Raw genomic sequence first — 19,438 nt, 5'->3', positions numbered from 1 at the left:
CTATGAAGTTCATTTTGAAAAAGGAAAGAATGGAGGAAATAATTATTTAAATTTAGATTATTCTAAAAATCCTTCTACAATTGCAGGATTATTACAAGGAAACAATAATAATGTATTTATTGTTAATCCTAGTGGGGTAATAGTAGAAAAAGGAGGAGTAATCAATGCTAATAGATTTGTGGCTTCTACTACTCCATTAGACAATAAAGATATAGAAGCTTTTAGAGCTTCTGATTCTGCCTCTTTCTCTCCTGTGTTTAAACCTAACAAACAAGGAGATATTATTAATAGAGGAAATATTAATGCTAATAAAGTCTTAATGATTGGGAATAATGTAAGAATAGATGGAGGAAGCATTAATGGAATGCATAACAAAGGAAGTAATTTAAAGAATCCTAGTGGAACAACAAATGAAGAATTGCATTTAGTTGGGAATAATGTGTTTATTAATGTAGAAAATATTAAATCTAATTCTGTGATTGCTAGTGCATATAAAAGTGGAGCATTACAACAAAGCACTACAAACTATGTTACTAATAAAGATGCAATTACTAATTTTAACTTTAGCACAAAAGATTATGAAAAAGTAGAGGGTAATAGCAATAATACTATTGGTAAAAGTGAGTTTAAAAAGTATGCGACTATGGGTAGTGCAGAAGATTGGATAAACTTTGCTAATGGATGGAATAATAATACAAATGGAATGCAAAATTTCTTTGATGAATATCAATTAGTTGATAATATTGATATGAATTTTGAGTCAGTAGATCCTGTGGGACTTTATTATGGCTGGAATGATCCTAAAAGTTCTCCTTTTAACAAAAATTTTAATGGCAATAGCTATACACTAAGTAATATGTTGATTAATGCAGGAGTAGGAGAGGCAACAGGATTATTTGGTTATGTATCAGGTGGAAAAATTAGCGATTTAAAAATAGAAGGATTGGAATTTAAATATAAAGATGGATTTTTGCCTGGTTCTATAGGGGGGTTTGCAGGTCGTATAGAGAATTCATCAATTGATTCTATTTTTTTGCAAAACATAGCAATTCAAGAAAGCATTAAAAGTGGCCAGCAAGCAGGTGGCTTTGCTGGGGAGATTTTTGGAACCAATTTAAAAAATATAACTTTGAATAAAGTAGGAAATATTAGCACAAATTATAGTGGTGGTTCTTATCAAGGTATTAATGGGACTTATGCGGGTGGCTTTGTAGGTTGGATTGCAACTTCAGAGGCAAATAATATTATTTTAAATGATTTGGGTAGTATTAGTGTAACAGCAACATCAGATGATGCGACCAATGCAGCAGGGGGATTTGCAGGTAGGATTGGTGATGATTATACATTTGGAATTCCAGAGGGAAATGTGAGTTTGGATAATATTATAATAAATGGCGACACTAATATTAAAACAAAGGGGGATATATGGTATTCTTTTGCAGGAGGTTTTGCGGGATTTGTTAGTGGTGGAAATGTGGTTATGAATGATATTTATGTTTATTTTAACAAAACAGCTGAAATAACCAGTGGAGGATGGGGAGGTATTTTGATAGGTTCTTTAGGGTTGCGTTGGAGTAATACTGCAGATAAAGAGGTTAATTTATCGTTATCTAATATTAATCTGTATTATAAAAATGATATGTTTAATAATAAAAACAATATAGCAACTACAGGAGGTTATGCAACTATCACAGGCGAAGAAAATATCAAATACTCTGGAATAACTTTTGGTGATTTCCAAACTGATGTAGAAAATTTCTTTAAAGAAGAAAATAGCAACCCACAAATCTATAAAAAAATAGATAGCAAGGGTAATACTTACTTTACTTTCATAGATGAAACAAATAATGGTAATGGTGGAGACAATGGCCTTAGCAATGTAACTTTAAGTGGTGATGATTTTGATTCTTCTATCATTAGTGGTATCCTAGATGAAGTTTTAGGTGGAAAATTACAAGTAGACATTAATAAACTCTTTATCTATAATAAGTCTTCAGGAAGTATTACTCTAAATACAGATTATCTACAAACATTAGGAGGAGAAGACTACCAACAAGCCATCTCTTTTTTAAAAGCATTCTATGGAGAAGATAGCTTAGGAGAATATTTAGCAGATTTAGAAGTTAAAGAATGGAAAGATTTACTAGATACTAATAATAAAATAGTAATCTCTAAAAATAAGTTTTTAGACTTTTTAAATAATAATCTACAAACTAAAATCAAACTCTTTGAAGAATGGAAAAGTAATTATGAACTTTATACTTCAGGACTTGCTACAGAAGAACAAATGAAAAACTTAGAGAGTTGGTTTAAAAACAATGAAGCAACTCTAAAAGACTATCAAGCTTTCTTAGATAATCCTATGCTAACAGATATTGGAGAACATAACTTTAAATTAGGAGATGGCTCTCTATCCTTTATCAATGGAAAAGGTTATAAAGACTTAAGCACTCCAATACAACAAGAAGGAGGAAGTGATCAAACTATAACTTCTCCTCTAAAAGACATCAATGCTTCTATGCTAGATAAACAACAAGTAGTCTTAATAAAACCAGCAGAAGAAGAAAAAGAAACACTAGATGAAGAAAAAGGAGTGTTAAACCAAAGAACTTGTGTAGTGAGTGAGAACTTTAAGACAAACAATCCTTGTATGGCACAAAGAATATAGAGGAAATTCGTATTCAAGATATCTAGCATATAGATTTATAAAATTTCAAGAGGCACGGACACTAAGTCCGCTAACCTCTTAAAATTTCATAAAAGCTAAAGCTATATACCGTAACTACTAGAATTTATTTAATTTCTTAGATAGCTAACTTTTTGAAACTCTTTAAAATTCTCATTTTATTTCTAACTGCTAAATTTTATTACATTGTCTTTGTGAGAGTTTGCAGAACTCGTGGTAATCTAAGTATTTACCTTTAAAGGTTATTCTTTTAGACTGCCACGCAAGTCGTTCCACTGCTTGCAGTGATGCTAGTGTTGAGTTAAGATTTTTTGCCAAAAGAAAGCAATAAACTAGGTAATAAAAATAGCGAAGAAGCTAGCATGCAAAGCATTACAAGAGTGGTTAAGAAGCCAAAATAAATGGTTGGGATAAAATTACTACTCATCATTGCACAAAACCCTACAACAATCATTAAGGTTGTGTAATAAATTGCACTGCCAATGGAGGCATGCGTTGCGATTATGGCATCTTGCAAGCTTTTATGTTTGATTTCCTCTCTAAATCTATGGATATAGTGGATGGCACTATCTACACCAATTCCAAGAGAGATTGCAGCGATGGTAACTCCCATTAAATCTAATGGGATTTTAGCTACCCCAATAATTCCAAAAATAATTCCAAGTGGAATAAGATTGCTAAAAAGTGCGATAAAAGAATAACGCAAATTCCTAAAAACTATCAAAAACACTAAAAAGATGACAAAAACCACAAGGCTTAAAGTATCTACTTGAGAGCTTATTAATGTTTGTAAAAGGTTATTATAAAGCACCATAGCACCATTTATTGTAAGGGTTACATTTTCATCTTTTAAAAGTAAGCTTAAATCTTTTTGCAAATCTTTAATAAAAGTATCACGGTGCAAAGTAGGGCTTGAATCGATTGTTCTTAAAACAAATCTAAGTTCATTGTTTTGTATATTGACATAAGGAGAGAATAGTTGTGATTTTAGGTTGTCGTTAGAATTTTGATATAAAAAAGGAATGATAAATTCACTACTATCTAGTTGTAGTTCGTTTGTAAGCTCTAGTAGGCTATTTAAACTTAAAATTGCACCTACATTGTCTAATTTTTCTAAGTGCTGGTGGATATTCTTTGCCACTCTTAATTTTTGGCTATCAAACCAATAGGCTTCATTTTGTGCAAGTTCTGTAAATTCCTCTTCAAACTCTGAAAGTTCTTCATCGCTAGCAGTTTCTTTTTGGGAGTTAAATTGAATAATGATTTCAAGAGGGATTGTGCCACCTAGATTTTTATCAATGACTAAAAGTCCTTGTTTGATGTCACTGTTATCTTTAAAATAATTCACAAAACTATTTTCAACTTTGAGATTTATAATGCCAACAATAGCAAAAATAATAATTAAAAAAGAGGTAAAATAAATTTTGCTTCTATGAAAAATTGCTATTTTTGCACAAGTTTTTAACCACAATACATTCCAAGAGGGCATATTTTTGGGGTAGCTTGGAAGTGGAAAAAGTGCATTAAAAGCACCAAAAACAATAAAAGTAGAAAGAAGAGAAATGCTAACCCCTATACTCATAATAATCCCAAGCTTAATAATGGGCTCTATATTTGAAAACACTAGACTTAAAAAACCAATAATTGTAGTTAAAACCGCATAAAAACTTGGCGAGGCTTTGCTTAATAAGGAGGCAAGAATTAGATTTTTGGGTTTTGCATTGGGGAATTTTTTAAGATTTTCCAAATAGGTTGTAAGCAAGTGGATAAGTAAAGACATATTAATGATTAGTAAAAGCGAAACATAATTTGAGGATACCACAGTAATTTCATAGCCAAAAAATGCAAAAATTCCACTGCTAATAACAAGAGTAGATAAGCATGCTAAAAAAGTAAGAATGATAAATCTATAAACCCTAAAGAAAAACCAAAGCATAATACATAAAATTAATGCTAGTGAGCTTCCATAGGTAATAATATCGGATTTCACATAGGCTATCATATCATTAGCAATCATACTCATACCACCAAGATAGAGCTTGTCTTGATATTTTAAATTTAGTGCCTTAATGGAGTTAATGGTTTGTTTTAAGATTTCTTGTTCTTGTGCTTTGTGTTTTTCTATTAGTTGGTTTAAAATTTCTTTTTGGGTTGTATCAAGGGCGAGTTTTTTTTGTTCTTTTAAGTCAAGAAGTGTCTTATTTTCTTGTAAATAGATTAAAATCCCTGCAATTTTTGAATCTAAGGAAAGCAGATTTTCCTTATAAAAAGGGTGGTTAGTGAGTTCTTTTTTAGCTGCATTTAAATCTACTTCTTTGCTAAGTAGAGTTGGATTTTTATCTAAAATTTCCTTAAGTTCTAAACCGGGAGAACTTTTTAAAAGAGGGACATTTAAGATATTTACAACTTGCTTGATTTTTGGCATTTCTTCCAAATCTTTAGTGATATTTTTTAGGGTTTTTAAAGAATTTTTAGAAAAAATATCCCCATCATTTGGAACAAATGCAAGAAGTAAAAAATCTTCACTTTTAAAATCTTTTGCAATTCTTTGATAGGTTTGTAAATCTTTATCATTTTCTAAAATAAAACTATCTGCACTCGCATCAATAGGGAGTTTTAGAGTATAAAAAGCAAAAACAACAAAACTAATAAAAAGAAACCCCAAAAAATAGAGGGGATGTTTTATGATTGCTAAAAATAAAAGGTATAAAAGATTATTTTTGCTTGGAGTCAAAAGTGATTTCATTTTGGAGTTTTTGGATTAAAGTTTGAAAATTGTTTTGTTTTAAAATATCTAGAAATTGGCTTCTATAAGTTTGTATAACACTAATCCCTAAAATATCTACATCATAGATTTTCCAATCATTATTGAGCTTGTGGAATTTGAAGATAATATAGTTTTCTTTGCCATCATAAATTAATGAGGTTTTTAAGTTGTAGCGGTTTTCTTTAATTAAATCTCCTCCTAAAACTAGCATTTTTTCATCTTTATAAAGACTTAATTTGCTTGTAAAGCTTTTTTTGAGATTTTCTTCAAAGACTTGATTGAATTGTAATTGCTCTTCTTGTGAAAGTTTTTTATATTCTTTGGATAAAGAAAGTTTTGCCATTAAAGGATAGTCAAAAATTTCATCAAAAAGCGCAAAAATTTCTTTAGAAATAGCTTCTTTGTCTTTAGAGTTTTGCAAAAGTGCTATTGTATTATCAATCCTTTTAGTCATTTCCGAATCAATTTTGTCAAAAGGCAGGGCAAAACTAAAGGTAAAAAGAGTTAAAAAAATAAGCAAAAAACGCATATTAATCCTTTGAGAGTGAATTTCTATTTTGCTCATAGCTATTACGCAAGAGAATATATGAGTCTAAACTATCATTCCTAAAAGTTTCAATAGTGTTTTTATGGATTGCGATGTAATTTAGCTCTTTATAAGTGTAAATCCCAGCAGAAGCCCAAAAGGGTTCTACATAACTTACAGGATAGGCAAAAGCATTGAGTGGCATTGTTAAAACATCTCTAAAGTTTTTAGGTCCCAAAAAAGGTAATACGATATGGAAGCCCCCATCTACCCCCCAAGTATTAAGCATAACTCCAAAATCTGATTCTTTTAAATAAAGTCCATTGGGAGTGGCAATATCTAGCACTCCACCAAGTCCAAAGGTAGAATTAAGCGCAAATCTTCCAAGCTCATCAAAAGCATTTTTTACTCTAAACTGTAATAAATGTGTAACAAAACGCAAAGGAGCACCTAGATTATCAAAAAAATTATTTACTCCCAGCCTAAGCCCTTTTGGAGTTATTTTATTATATACATTTAAAGTAGGGCTTAACACATAATCATATAAACCCCAATTGAATTTTGTCATTACTCTATTGTAGCTTTCAAAGGGATCGTTGATAACTTGTGTTTTGTATTCTTCTTCAAATTCTGTATAATCAATTTCTTGTGCATTTAACACAAAAAGACACAATAGAAGTGCCAATAAAAATTTCATTTTAAGCCTTTAATAAATCTAAAATTGTAGGTAAATAGTTATTATAACCTAGTTTTTCTTCAATTTCTTCACTTTTTCCATGAGGAATAAATTCATCTCTAAATTCAAAAGAATGCACCTTTGCTTTTAGGCAAGTTTCACTAACAAAAGCACAAAGACTTTCACCAACTCCTCCGATTTTTACGCTATCACTAAAGACAAACCAATAAGGATATTTTGCACCAATTTTAGCTAGGCTTTCTGTGTCTAGTGGCTTGATAAAGCGTAAGTCAATAATACCGCATTCTAAATTTGCAATTTCTTTTAAAGCATTTGCGCACTCATAAGCTTTACCAACTCCATTACCAAAACCAATAAGTAAAACTTTCTCTCCCTTTTTTAATTCTTCTAATTTTCCTAAACTAAAAGGGGTGGGAGTGAAAATTCCATCTTGAAGTTTAAAAGATTTTCTTGGGTATCTAAAAGCACAGGGACCTTCATTGAAGGAATTTGCAAAATAGATTGCTTCTTTTAGTGTCGCATTATCGCGTGGAGCAAAAATTGTAAAGTTTGGAATAGGCTTTAAGAAACTAATATCAAAAAGTCCTTGATGGGTTTCTCCATCTTCGCCTACAATTCCAGCTCTGTCAATGGCAAATTTTACGGGTGTTTTTAAAATACCTACATCATGAATGATTTGATCATATCCTCTTTGTAAAAAAGTAGAATAAATTGCTACATAGGGTTTAAAACCTTCTTTAGCTAAAGAGGAACTTTGTGTAACTGCGTGTTGTTCTGCAATAGCTACATCCCAAAAACGATCAGGTAGTTCTTTAATAAGCAAATCTAGTCCCGTTCCACTAGGCATAGCAGCGGTAATTCCTACAATTTTAGAATCTTCTTTGGCAAGTTCTAAAAGTGTATTTGCAAAAACCTGTGTAGGGGAGGGGGTGCTTGCTTTGGAGAGTGATTTTCCCATTTTCATATCAAAAGGACTTACTCCATGCCATTGCTCTAAATGTCCTTCAGCAGGGGAATAGCCTTTGCCTTTTAAGGTTTGGGCATGGATTACGATAGGTTTTTTAATATTTTTAGCAATTTTTAAAGCATTGATAATTTCTTTAATATTATGTCCATCAATAGGTCCAATATATTCTAATCCAAGCTCCTCAAAGAGCATTCCAGGCGTAATTAATTTTATAGATTCTTCAAAGCGTTTAGCTAAATAAGTTGCATTGGGTGCATTGCTTATGATATTGCTAAGCTTGTTTTTAATGCTTTGGACAAATTTTCCTGCGATGGCTTGTGAGAGGTATTTGCTAATTGCACCAATAGGTTCTGCAATACTCATTTCATTATCATTTAGGATAATCACCATAGGATATTTTCTATCACCTAATTCATTTAAGGCTTCATAAGCTAAACCCGCACTCATTGCCCCATCGCCGATTAAAACAACAGGCGTTTTTTCTTCTTTGTTTAAAGAAATTGCCTTAGCAACTCCAACTCCCAAAGAAATAGAAGTAGAACTATGTCCTGCGATAAAATAATCATGCTCGCTTTCTTCGGGTTTTGTGAAGCCACTAATTCCTCCACTTTGTCGCAAACTTTCAAAAGAATCCCAACGACCTGTTAAAAGTTTGTGTGCATAGGCTTGATGAGAAACATCAAAGATGAAAGGATCTTTTGGGCTATCAAAAACAGCATGCATTCCAATAATGAGTTCCACAGCACCCAAAGTAGAGCTTAAATGCCCTCCATTTTTAGAAACAACCTCTAAAATTCTAGAACGGATTAATGAAGCAAGTTCATTAAGTTTAGCAAGAGATTCTTCGTTGTATTCTTTTTTAGCTAAAATATCTAGATAAATTTGCGGTAATGGCATATTAATCCTTGTTTTCAAGAATAGATTTTTTCAAGGTTTCAAAACGCAAATGCAAATCCCCATCAATATTGCCCTCATTACTCATAATCACTACTCCGCCTTTGGCGATTGCTTTATCGGCTTCTATTTTGATATGGGTTAAATCTTGCAAGGTTTCTTTTAAGCTTTCAAAATCACCTGGAAAAACCTTTAAGGTAATATTGGAATTTTGTGCCACATTGCTTAGCAAGGCTCTAGCCAAAGAGGAAGCAATTTTAGCACTATGGGTGCTAATTTCGCTTAAAATCACTTCTTTTGCAATATCTAGTGCAATGGAACTTAGCTCTTTTTCTAGTTTTAAAATATGATTTTTAGAATCTTCAATGTTTTGGTTTAAGCGTTCAATACTTAGAGAATAAAGCTCTTTTTGTGCATTAATAGAGGCTTCAAGTTCTTCTTTAGCTTTAGAGTAGCCCTCATTAAAACCTGTCTCTTTGGCTTTATTTTCAGCAGTAGCTACTTTACTTGCAATTTCTTGTTCTTGTTTGTCAAATTGCTCTTGTAGTTTTTGTAAAGATTGTGCTAGAACATCACTTTTTTGTAAGATTTTATCCACTACTTCAGCTTCAAAAAGCTTGAGTGAGGGTGCATCTATCATAGGTTGTGCTACCATAGGTGGCTCTATGGAAGGACTAGGGGCATTTTCTAAAGGTTGTTCTTGAGCTATAGGAGCTTCTTCAATAACATTTTGGGTGTTATTTTGGGCAGGATTTTGAGACGCTTGCGTGTTTTTAGAAACTTCCATATTGCGAAAATTATATTTTTTAATATCGTGCCTATTTTTATGTTCGCCAGTAATTACATTTTCGTGTTCGTTTATATTATTCAATGGTATCCTCTTGTTCGCCAATTTGAATTACGCCTTGTTCAGAGAGTGATTGCACGCTTTCAACAATGCGTCTTTGGGCTGCTTCTACATCTTTAACTTTTACAGCACCTAAAAATTGCATTTCTTCTAAGAATTGCTCTCCTGCTCTTTGGCTCATATTAGACATAAATTTTTGCTTTAACTCTTCTGGAGAAGCTTTTAAAGCTAGGATTAAATCTTTTTTATCTACAATTTTTAGGATTTCTCTAATAGCATTATTATCAAGTTTTTCAATATCTTCAAAAGTAAACATCATTTCTTTAATAGCAGCTGCAAGTTGGTCATCAATTTGTTCAATATAGGCAATGGTTGCTTTTGCTGCCTTTTGCCCAAGGCGGTTAAATACTTCTGCAACTGCTCTAATGCCTCCTACTTCTACCTTATAGCTTGTAAGAGATTCTAGTTTGTTTTCTAGCACGGTAGAAACGCGTTTTACAACATTTGGAGAAATATCGCCTAGATTTGCCATACGGATAGCAATTTCTGCCCTTAAATCATCAGAGAAGAAATTTAGAGTTTCAGCTGCATTTGTAGGATCCATATGGGCTAGAATTAAAGCAATGGTTTGTGGATGCTCATGGATAATGAAGTCTGAAAGCTGTTGAGGGCGGACGCGTGATAGATATGCAAAGTTTTGAGAAGACTGCATAGATTTTGCAAGTTTATCAAGCACCTTTTTGGCAGCTTCTGGGCCTAATGTGCGGTATAAGAGTTCTTTAGCATATTCAAAACCGCCTGTGGAGATGTATTGGTTGGATTGGAAGATTGCATAAAATTCTTCTAAAACTGCCCCTGCAACTGCTTTATCAATTCCAGAGTTTTGGGCGATGTATTTTGAAATTTCTGTAATAGAATCCAAATCCAAATGTGAAAAAATTTCTCCTGTAATTTCATCTCCAAGTTGGATGAGTAAAATGGCAATTTTTTCTGCCATTGAAAATTCATCATATTGTGCTTGCTGTTTTGGATTTAAAGAAATTGAAGGCATTAATTTCTCCCTTTTTGTGAGCTAAAACCATCAATTCCAAGCTCATCATGGACAAGAGTTTGGAAAAGACTTGCTAATTCTTCTGGTTTCTCCATAGCGACTTCTTTGATTTTTTCTAAAAGAACATTGTATTTGATTTCATCTTCATTAGAGCCGCTAAAGCCTAGTTGATCTTCAATGCGTCTTCGCATTTCATTTAATCTATCATCATTTTCTTCTTCATCTTCATCAATTTTTAACAAAGATTCAATTTCTTCTTCTTCATCAGGTTTTGCTTCAAGCATTCTTTCGCTAAAGGGCAAGATAACCTTTTTGTAGAAGAAATAAAGGATAATCCCTACAATCACATATTTTAAAAGTGGCATAAAAGGTGCCAAAAGCTCTTTTGTAGAAGCCAAGAAACGCTCTAAAGGTGTTCTTGCTTTAAAGCCAGAGAGCTGTCCATTTAACTGGAAGTTACTTACAGAAACTTCATCACCTCTTGCTTGAGTATAGCCAATAGAACCTCTTACAAGGGAAGTGATATTTTGCATAGCTTCTTCGCTTAGAGGAATGTATTCAAGCTGTTCCACTCCTGCTTCATCAATGGTTTTTTTATATTTTCCATCTACTACAACAGCAGCAGAGATTTTGCGGATTGTAGCAAATTCACCTTTGATATTAGAGATGGTTTTGCTAATTTCGTAGTTTGTGGTGGTTTGGGATTTTTCATATTTTTCTTTTTTGTTGTCATCGTTAAGACCTTGTGTGGGACCAATATTGCTTACCACTCCTGGAACTCCACCAATTTCTTTAGGTTGGAATCCTTCTCTTTTTTCCTCCAAATTTTGTTCGCTTCTTACGACATTATTGGGATCATAATATTCTTGCGTGCTTTCTTTTTGGGCAAAGTCAAATTCTGCAGTAACCTTTGCTACTACACCTTCGCTACCTCCTGTAATGGGGGCTAGAATATTGATGATTTTTTCTTCTAGTGCTTTTTCAAAGTTATCTTTGTAGCGGAGTTGTGCTAATGCTAATTCTCTAGCACCACCCAACTCATCAAGTTCGCTTAGTGGCTCACCTTTGCTATTTGTGATATTGACATTTTGGATAGCAAGTCCTGGAACTGCGGAAGTGATGATGTTTTTTATCCCTAAAACTTGTTTGGGAGTTAGGGTTTGTCCTGCTCTTATAGAGAGTGTAACAGAAGCTGTAGAGGGTTTTTGCTCGCTTACAAAGACGCTCTCTTCAGGCATGGCAATATGCACGATGGCTTTTTCTATAGGAGAGAGACTTTCAATAGTTCTAGCAAGCTCTCCTTCTAAGGCTCTTAGGAGTTTGATTTTTTCTTGGAAGCTAGTTGCTCCAAAGTCCTTAATGTCAAAAATTTCAAATCCTACTTTGCTACTTTTTGGAATTCCATTACTAGCAAGCTTCATTCTCTCTTCATAGACAAATTCTTGCGGGATTAAAATAGTATTGTCTTTTGGGATTTTATAAGGGATTTTATCTTGCTGGAGTTGTTGGATGATAAGTGCTCCATCTTCTCCACTAACATTTTCAAAAAGCACAGCATAACCTGGATAAACCCCACTGCCTTTATTATTCATAGAGTTCCAAACAATAAGGGCAGAAATAAAACCAACAATAGCTACAATTGTGGCTAAAATAACGATTTTTTGTTTTTTGTTTAGCCTTTTGTAAAGATTTCTAATTTGCTCAAAAAGTGCTTTTAAATCCAAATTTTCCTATCCTTATACAGATGCTTTTAAAAATTCTTTAAAGATGTTAAATAGTCTTTGGTTTTGTGAGGGCGTTCCTATTGTGATACGCACAGCATTCAAGCCATAACTTTTTAGATTTCTAATAATAATACCTCTTTGCAAAAGATATTCTGAAAGGGCATTAGAATCTGTCTTATCTAAAAAATAAGTAATGAAATTTGTGAAAGAAGGAATAAAACGAATTCCATTTTGATTTGCAAAATCCTCATAAAGTTGCATTTGCAAGAAGTTATTTTGTAAAGTTTTTTCAATATGTTCTTTATCTTCTAGGGCGGTAATGGCAGCACATAAAGAAAGAGTGGTAATGTTAAAAGGAGGACGGATTTTCAAAAGATGTGAAATAATTTCTTGTTTTGCAATGCCATATCCCACACGCATTCCACCCAATCCATAGGCTTTAGAAAAAGTCCCTAAATAAATACAATTAGGAAAGCGTTCTATGAGTTCTTTGGGTTTAATTTCTTTATTTTTATCTTTGGCAGCCGCATATTCTTGATAGGCTCCATCAAGAATTACTAGAGTATCCTTACTAATTTGTTCTAAGAAATTAAAAACTTCTGTTTTATCTAAGCATTCTCCTAAAGGATTGTTAGGCACACAAAGAAAAATTACTTCAGGATTGTGAAGTTTGTAGATTTCTAAGAACTCTTGAAGGTTGTGTGAATCGCTAGGAGTTTTAATGATTTTTGCACCAACACTTTTGGAATAAATTTCATACATAGCAAAAGTAGTTTTAGCCATCAATACTTTACTAGGTGCTTTTGCATGGATACAAAATTCTATAATTTGATCGCTACCAGCACCTATGATGATTTCTTGTGTTAAAACTCCATAGTGGCTTGATAAAGATTCTTTTAGTGCATAATAAGAATCATCAGGATATAGATGTGCTAAGTGTGCATTTTCTTTTAATGCTTGAATAACTTTAGGGCTTGCTCCAAGTGGGTTTTCATTGGAGGCAAGTTTAATAATACTATCAGCACTCAAGCCAAAATCACGCACTACAAGTTCAATAGGCTTTCCTGCCTCATAGGTTTGCAATGTATCTAAAATAGGATTAAATTTCATCAAAATGCCCTATCCTTAGGTGGTATTAAAGTATAGCTCATATTATAGCAAAAATTTTAATAAGTCTCATAAAATTAAACGCATCATATCTATAAAATGATCGGGTTCGTTTTTGGGTATAAAGTGTTTAATGCCTAAATCTTTGGCTTCTTGAATGCTTTGTGGAGAAAGATTTTTATCTACAATTGCACAAAATTCTGTATCTTCACTTTTTTCAATCTCTGTATATCTTTGCTTAAATTCTAAAATACTCATTTGGCTTACTTGCCATTCCATAATAATAACGCTAAAACGCATTTCTTGCTTATTATCATTAATATGGGCACTTTTATTAACCAAGCATTCTGTGGGGTTGTTAGAAATGCTAACCACTAAATCATGATCAAAATTATGTAAATATTCCCTATAATGTTTTAAATCGTTTAAAGACTGTTGGATTAAGAGAATATTTTTTTTAGAAAAGCTTTCTAGATAATGCAGAAGCTCAAAGAGCTCTTTAGTGTCTTTACGGATTTTTGTTTCATCAAGGCTTCTTAAAAAATATTTTAAGAAAGTTTTGGAGCTATAAGTGCCTGTAATCCCTGCTTCCATAAAAAATCTTCTTACGCTAAGACTTCTTTTAGCTCTTTGCCATAAAACTCTATCAAGCTCATAAGCTTTTGCATTTAAAAGCTCTATAAAATCTTTCTTTAATTCCTTGATTAAAGGAATATAGCTTTTTAAAAAAGGTTCAAAAAATTTTTCTTCAAACTCTTCTCCAGCTTTTGTGATTTTTGCTAATTTTTCTTTTTGTTGTGAGAGATAATGGAGTAAATCCACATAGCGTTTTCTAAAGTGTTTAAGTTGGGTTTGTGCTTGTGCATAATTAATGCTGCCTTGATCGTGTCTGTGTAAAAAGTGTTCTTCCATAGTCTTAAGTGTTGCACCCATAGAGGCTTGTTGGATAGAGGCACTTTTAATGATAGAGCGTGTGGTTTCTATAAGTTCTTCATTTTTTACATATTCTATTTGCTTTGCAAGAAAAATTTTCTCATAAGAATATTCAGGAGGATAAGAAGATTTTTTGCTAAAACTTTCAAACTCTTTATCAAGTCCTATAAGTTCAGATTTTAAGTTGCTTAGAGCCATATTTGGAATAGTGCTATCAAGCTCAAAAAGATCATTATAAGCAGTAAATAAAAAGCGTTTAATGCGCAAAAAATCCAGTTTTTTTTCACAATGGATGGAATTTTGGTAACGCGTAATAAGATTTTCTACCCCACCAAAATAATCATAGATACAGTCTTTAATTTCTTTAGTTTGATGGATTGTAAAATCTTCTTTTTTAGCAAGTGGTTTTGCCTTAACAAAAGCAATTTCTTTATTAGAAGAGAGTTCAAACTCTACTTCTAAATTGGGTTGTAATTCTTTTAAATCACCTTCCCATTTTGTAAGATCAAATTCAAAATGACGCTTATTGTGGGCTTGTTCAATAAGCCCTTTTTTGGCTTTAGCGTTTAATCCTATTAAAAATCCAAACATTTATTCCCCGTTTGCTTGTGATAAGGACAAATTATAGCAAAAGTTTATAAGTTTGCACTTTATTATAATGAATAGTTAGAATAAACTTGCTATAATTTATGTAAATTTTTATACAAAGTTGAGAGAAATTGCAGATTTATCAGCCAAAAGATGGATATTGTTATAATAGTGATACATTATTTTTATATGATTTTTGCACGAGATTTTTAAAACCTAGAAGAAAAGTATTAGAAGTGGGTTCAGGAAGCGGGGTTTTAGGTTTATTGTGTGCAAGAGATTTTGAAATTGCTTTAACGATGATAGAAAAAAACCCAAAAATGGCAGAATTGAGTTTAGTAAATTCTAAAGTGAATAAAATACAAACCGATGTTATTTTGGGTGATTTTTTGGAGCTGGATATTAAGGAAGGGGAGTTTGATGTGGTGTTTAGTAATCCTCCTTTTTATTATGAGGGTGTGATAAAAAGTAAAAATTATGATATTTTTTGTGCTAGATATGAAGAAAATTTACCTTTTGAAGCGTTTTTAAAAAAGGTTTATAAGGTGTTAAAACCGCAAGGAGAATTTATTTTTTGTTATGATTCTAAACAATTTCATAAAGTTTTTGGTATGCTTTATGCTTGTAAAATGCGTCCTCTTTGTGTGCGTTTTGTGCATCCAAGTAATTTAAAGGATTCTACGCTATTTTTGTGTAGAGTTAAAAAGAATTCTAAAAGTCAAACGCAGATTTTGCCCCCATTATTTACGCATATAAATGGGGAATTTAGCAAAGAAGTGCAAGAAATTTATAAGAAGGGAGGAACCTATAGCATTAAATGTTAAAACAAGAGGGTTATAGATTCTCATTTGATGAGAGTAAATGTAAAGAATGTGGCGGAAAATGTTGTAAAGGTGAGAGTGGATATGTGTATCTTACTTTAGAAGATATGCAAAAAATCGCAGAGTTTTTGGGAATGGACTTTATGGAATTCACACAAAAATACATTAGAAAGCTTGTAGCAGGATATTCTTTGCTAGAAAAGAAAGAAATCAATGGCAAAGGATATGCTTGCATTTTCTTAAATGAAGAAAAAGGAGAGTGTGAAATTTATAAAGTGCGTCCAATGCAATGTAGAACATTTCCATTTTGGCAAGGATTTAAGCAAGATTATAGTGAGTTAAAAAATGAGTGTATGGGAATTGTTGATGAAATATAAAAAAATTGTCTTAGTGGGTTTTGGAATATTGGCATTTTTTGTGTTTGTGGGTTGTTTTTCTGCAAAAGAGGTGCAAAGTAGCTCTTATGGGGAAAAAAAGCCAAGAGCTATTAATCTAGAAGATGTGTATATTATGAGGGCTTATACTGCACTGGATTTACAAGATTTAAAGGGTGCAGAAGAGAATTTTTATAAAGCTTATGAAATTAGTCAAGATTATAAATATCTAAAAGAAATTGTGGGTCTTAAGGTAATACATAAAAGCTATGCAGAAGCTAGAGAGATTGCATTAAAATATCTTAAAAAATATCCTAAAGATGAAGATATGCAACAAGCATTAATTGGTATTTATTCTAGTCAAAAGGATTTTAAAAATGCTCTAATAAATGCTAAGAAACTTTTAGCGCAAAATCCTTCTGCACAAAATCTTGAAATAGTTTCTTCTGTATATTTTTTGCAACAAGATTATAAAAATGCAGTAGAGTTTTTACAAAAGGCTTACCATAAAAGTTATTCACCCATTCTTTTAGACAAGCTTGCTTCTATTTATGTGCTTTTTTTAAATGATAGGCAAAAAGCAATCAGTTATTATGAGATGCATTTAAGAAGTAGGGGGTTTGATGAGGGTATTGCAAAACGCTTAGCTATTTTGTATTTGGAACAAAAGCAATATATGCTTGCTGCTAAGGTGTATGAAAGGGCTTATGTTAAGACAAATAAGGAAGAATATATTAAGGCAGTTTTACAGATTTATTTTGAGTTAAAAGATATTAATTTAGCACAAAAATTTATAGAGAAATATCCTAATATGCCAAAGCAAGAAGAAATGCTTCTAGATATTTATCGCTACCAAAAAGATCATCAAAAAGTAATAGCAATGCTTCAAAAGCTTTTTAAAAAAACAGGTAATTATGATTATCTAGCACAAGAGGCAATTTATCTTTATGAGAGTGGCAAAAAGGATAAAAAATCTCTAAAAATTATTAGCCAAAAGCTAGAAACATCTTTAGAATATCTTGATAATGCCTTGTATGCTAATTATCTTGGATACTTACTCATTGATCATTCTATAGATATTAAAACGGGAATGGACTATGTGCAAAGAGCTTTAAAAATAGAGCCTAATAATGTGTATTATTTGGATTCTTTGGCGTGGGGTTTTTATAAATTAAAAGATTGCCAAAATGCAAAAGAAATTATGGAGAAAATTCCAGCAGAGGAACGCCAAAAAGAACAAGAGATTAAAGAGCATTATGAAGTGATTTTAAAATGTAAAATTAAAGGAATATAAATGGTAGTTTGTATTAGTGGCGCTTCATCAGGAATTGGGTTAGAGATTGCAAGAGAATTTGCAAAAGATGGCAATAAAATTATAGCGATTGCAAGACGCAAAGAAAGGCTAGAAGAATTAAGAGAGGAACTTTCTTTAAAAGGAGTGCAATGTCATATTATTGCTTGTGATATTGCAAATAAAGAGAAAATCAAACAAGAAATAAAAGCTTTGCCTAGTGAGTTTGCAAAGGTTGATGTGTTGGTAAATAATGCAGGTTTAGCTCTAGGATTAGAGAAAGCCAATCAATGTAATTTTGAAGATTGGCAAAGAATGATTGATGTAAATATCAGTGCATTATGTTATTTAACCCATTTAATTTTACCGCAAATGGTAGAGAGAAAAGAAGGACATATTATTAATATGGGCTCCATTGCTGGGCGTTATCCTTATCCGGGTGGAAATGTGTATGGAGCAACTAAGGCTTTTACTAAGCAATTTTCTTTAAATTTAAGGGCAGATTTAGCAGGTAGCAATGTAAGGGTTTGTGATATTGAACCAGGTCTTGTGAGCGATAGTGAGTTTTCTTTGGTGCGTTTTAGGGGGGACAAGAAAAGAGTAGAGGAGCTTTATAAAGATTCTAAAGCATTAAAGCCACAAGATATAGCTAAAGCGGTATTTTGGGTGGCAAACTTACCAAAACATATTAATATAAATATGCTAGAAATAATGCCTACTTCTCAAAGCTTCGCACCTTTAGCAGTTTATAGGGGATAAATAGAATTGTATGCTATTAAGTAATAAGGAAATTAGCGTTTTTTTGAGGAGAATTGTTTGTTAAATATTAATAATAGTAATATAGTTTTTTTAAAATTCTATCACAATGAAGCACAATAAGTCTTTCACCTATAAACGCTTTAGAGCCTATTTAAGAATTCAATTAAAAAATAAAAGTTGTAGCAAAAAAAGATTTTATTTAATTATTGTCTTTTATTATCTTATTTCTTTGAGTGTTTTTTTTCTACCTCTTGATGTTTTAAGTAAATATCCTTTTTTGAAATACTTTACAGATTTTATGGATTTTATCCCTGCTATTAAACTTATGGAGACTAAAACCTATGCTCCAGAGCTTTGTAAATTTTATGCTTCTTATATGTTTGTCGTAGCAATAATTTGTTTTTTATTGATTGCAAGAGAGTTATTTTTATATATGGCTAAAGGTTTTTTATATCCTTATTCCAACAAGGGTATTGAAAAACTTGGGGGCATAAAAAGGTCAACCATTAAAATTATCTTATTATTCATAATGAACTATATTGTGATTTTTGGAACTTTATATCTATACTTTAGTGGTAGTTTGATAGGATATAACAGAAGAGAGAGCACTGAAGAACATTTTGTAGATTCTCTTTTTGAGATGATATTATATGTAGATTTACATCAGGTTGTGGTTTTATCTCTGGCAGTACTAATGATAACAATAGGCTTTGTTGGATTGCCAGAAGTAATTTTTTATAGAAGACATTTATGCAAAGCAAGGAGAAATAATGGATAATAATACAGCTAAAAATGATTATAAACAAAGAGAAGAGAAAGTTATGGATGCTATAGGCATAGGGGCAGCAGGAATAGAAACTGGTTTTAAAGAAGCTTCTAAGAATTTAGAAATTTCCAATATAGGCAAAAGTATTTTTAAATGGACACCTAAACCTATTGGAGGTATAGCTAATATCCATTCTATTGCTACAGCCCAAGGAGAAAAAGAAGTTTTTAAAGAGGTTTATAAAATGGGCGTAAGCAGTGTTACATCAGGAGCTTTAGGAACTCTAGCAGGAGCAACTTGCACTTCTTTTGCTGTATCTGCTCCTCTAGCCCCTACTTGTGCTGTAGCTGGAGCAATGGGAGGAAATTATTTTGGCAATAAACTTGCTGATGTTACTTCTGATACTATCTATCCATTCTATAAAACAGCTAAAGACTTTATTGCTAGCAATTCTTTGCAATCTTCTTCCGATGCTTTAGAGTTTAGTATTGGAGTTACTTATACTCCTTCCTACCTCTCCTTAATCATTGATACTTCTTCCAATAATCCTAATAACCCTAAAGACTTTTCTTCCTCTTCTAATCTTATTCCCCTCACTATCATTAAAGCCACCATTGAAGAAAGTTTAGAAGATTTATTT

16 protein-coding genes are annotated in these 19,438 nt (G+C 32.1%); 7 read left to right on the top strand and 9 right to left on the bottom strand.

The window, feature by feature from the left end; genetic code table 11:
* A partial coding sequence (locus B6S12_RS09010; RefSeq protein ID WP_146239358.1) for a two-partner secretion domain-containing protein occupies positions 1 to 2,668 on the top strand: 2,668 nt, incomplete at its 5' end.
* Between the two features lie 319 nt (positions 2,669 to 2,987).
* On the opposite strand, the gene B6S12_RS09005 is transcribed toward B6S12_RS09010, so the two are convergent.
* The 9 genes from B6S12_RS09005 to B6S12_RS08965 all read right to left on the bottom strand — a co-directional run bounded on the left by B6S12_RS09005 (position 2,988) and on the right by B6S12_RS08965 (position 14,790).
* A complete protein-coding gene (locus B6S12_RS09005) occupies positions 2,988 to 5,432 on the bottom strand; it encodes an efflux RND transporter permease subunit (RefSeq protein WP_111230462.1) in 2,445 nt (814 codons plus the stop codon).
* Positions 5,401 to 5,982 carry a Tgt2/MlaC family protein gene (locus tag B6S12_RS09000; protein WP_111230461.1) on the bottom strand — a complete coding sequence of 194 codons (582 nt, stop codon included), beginning with the start codon at positions 5,980 to 5,982 and terminating at the stop codon, positions 5,401 to 5,403. The genes B6S12_RS09005 and B6S12_RS09000 overlap by 32 nt, the downstream gene beginning before the upstream one ends.
* Position 5,983: 1 nt before the next feature.
* Entirely contained in the window at positions 5,984 to 6,676 is a 693-nt protein-coding gene (locus tag B6S12_RS08995) for an MlaA family lipoprotein (protein ID WP_111230460.1), read from the bottom strand.
* 1 nt (position 6,677) lies between these two features.
* Positions 6,678 to 8,540: a 1-deoxy-D-xylulose-5-phosphate synthase gene (gene dxs / locus B6S12_RS08990; protein ID WP_111230459.1), complete on the bottom strand. Its 1,863-nt coding sequence runs from the start codon at positions 8,538 to 8,540 to the stop codon at positions 6,678 to 6,680.
* 1 nt (position 8,541) lies between these two features.
* Positions 8,542 to 9,408 (bottom strand): flagellar assembly protein FliH, encoded by an 867-nt coding sequence (gene fliH / locus B6S12_RS08985; protein WP_111230458.1) that lies wholly within the window; start codon positions 9,406 to 9,408, stop codon positions 8,542 to 8,544.
* Entirely contained in the window at positions 9,401 to 10,435 is a 1,035-nt protein-coding gene (fliG, locus tag B6S12_RS08980; protein ID WP_111230457.1) for a flagellar motor switch protein FliG, read from the bottom strand. Before fliG ends, fliH begins: the two co-directional genes overlap by 8 nt.
* A complete protein-coding gene (fliF, locus tag B6S12_RS08975) occupies positions 10,435 to 12,159 on the bottom strand; it encodes a flagellar basal-body MS-ring/collar protein FliF (protein WP_111230456.1) in 1,725 nt (574 codons plus the stop codon). Before fliF ends, fliG begins: the two co-directional genes overlap by 1 nt.
* Positions 12,160 to 12,171: 12 nt before the next feature.
* Positions 12,172 to 13,269 carry a histidinol-phosphate transaminase gene (hisC, locus tag B6S12_RS08970; protein WP_111230455.1) on the bottom strand — a complete coding sequence of 366 codons (1,098 nt, stop codon included), beginning with the start codon at positions 13,267 to 13,269 and terminating at the stop codon, positions 12,172 to 12,174.
* 66 nt (positions 13,270 to 13,335) lie between these two features.
* A complete protein-coding gene (locus B6S12_RS08965) occupies positions 13,336 to 14,790 on the bottom strand; it encodes a hypothetical protein (protein ID WP_111230454.1) in 1,455 nt (484 codons plus the stop codon).
* 128 nt (positions 14,791 to 14,918) lie between these two features.
* On the opposite strand from B6S12_RS08965, the gene B6S12_RS08960 reads away from it, so the two are divergent.
* The 6 genes from B6S12_RS08960 to B6S12_RS08935 all read left to right on the top strand — a co-directional run.
* Positions 14,919 to 15,611, top strand: coding sequence for a tRNA1(Val) (adenine(37)-N6)-methyltransferase (locus B6S12_RS08960; RefSeq protein WP_111230453.1), 693 nt, complete (start codon positions 14,919 to 14,921; stop codon positions 15,609 to 15,611).
* Complete coding sequence (locus tag B6S12_RS08955) at positions 15,605 to 15,985, top strand: YkgJ family cysteine cluster protein (protein WP_111230452.1); 381 nt, start codon at positions 15,605 to 15,607, stop codon at positions 15,983 to 15,985. The genes B6S12_RS08960 and B6S12_RS08955 overlap by 7 nt, the downstream gene beginning before the upstream one ends.
* A complete protein-coding gene (locus tag B6S12_RS08950; RefSeq protein ID WP_181451022.1) occupies positions 15,975 to 17,276 on the top strand; it encodes a tetratricopeptide repeat protein in 1,302 nt (433 codons plus the stop codon). The genes B6S12_RS08955 and B6S12_RS08950 overlap by 11 nt, the downstream gene beginning before the upstream one ends.
* The gene (locus B6S12_RS08945; protein ID WP_111230450.1) at positions 17,277 to 18,032 is read left to right on the top strand and encodes an SDR family NAD(P)-dependent oxidoreductase; all 756 of its coding nucleotides are present in this window, start codon (positions 17,277 to 17,279) and stop codon (positions 18,030 to 18,032) included.
* A 229-nt stretch (positions 18,033 to 18,261) separates the two neighbouring features.
* A complete protein-coding gene (locus B6S12_RS08940; protein WP_181451021.1) occupies positions 18,262 to 18,810 on the top strand; it encodes a hypothetical protein in 549 nt (182 codons plus the stop codon).
* A partial coding sequence (locus tag B6S12_RS08935; protein ID WP_146239356.1) for a hypothetical protein occupies positions 18,803 to 19,438 on the top strand: 636 nt, incomplete at its 3' end. The genes B6S12_RS08940 and B6S12_RS08935, both read left to right, overlap by 8 nt.

It is taken from the genome of Helicobacter valdiviensis, from assembly GCF_003245365.1.
Lineage (GTDB): Bacteria > Campylobacterota > Campylobacteria > Campylobacterales > Helicobacteraceae > Helicobacter_D > Helicobacter_D valdiviensis.
Note: the sequence above shows the minus strand (reverse complement) of the source record. Positions and strands in the feature narration are given on the sequence as shown.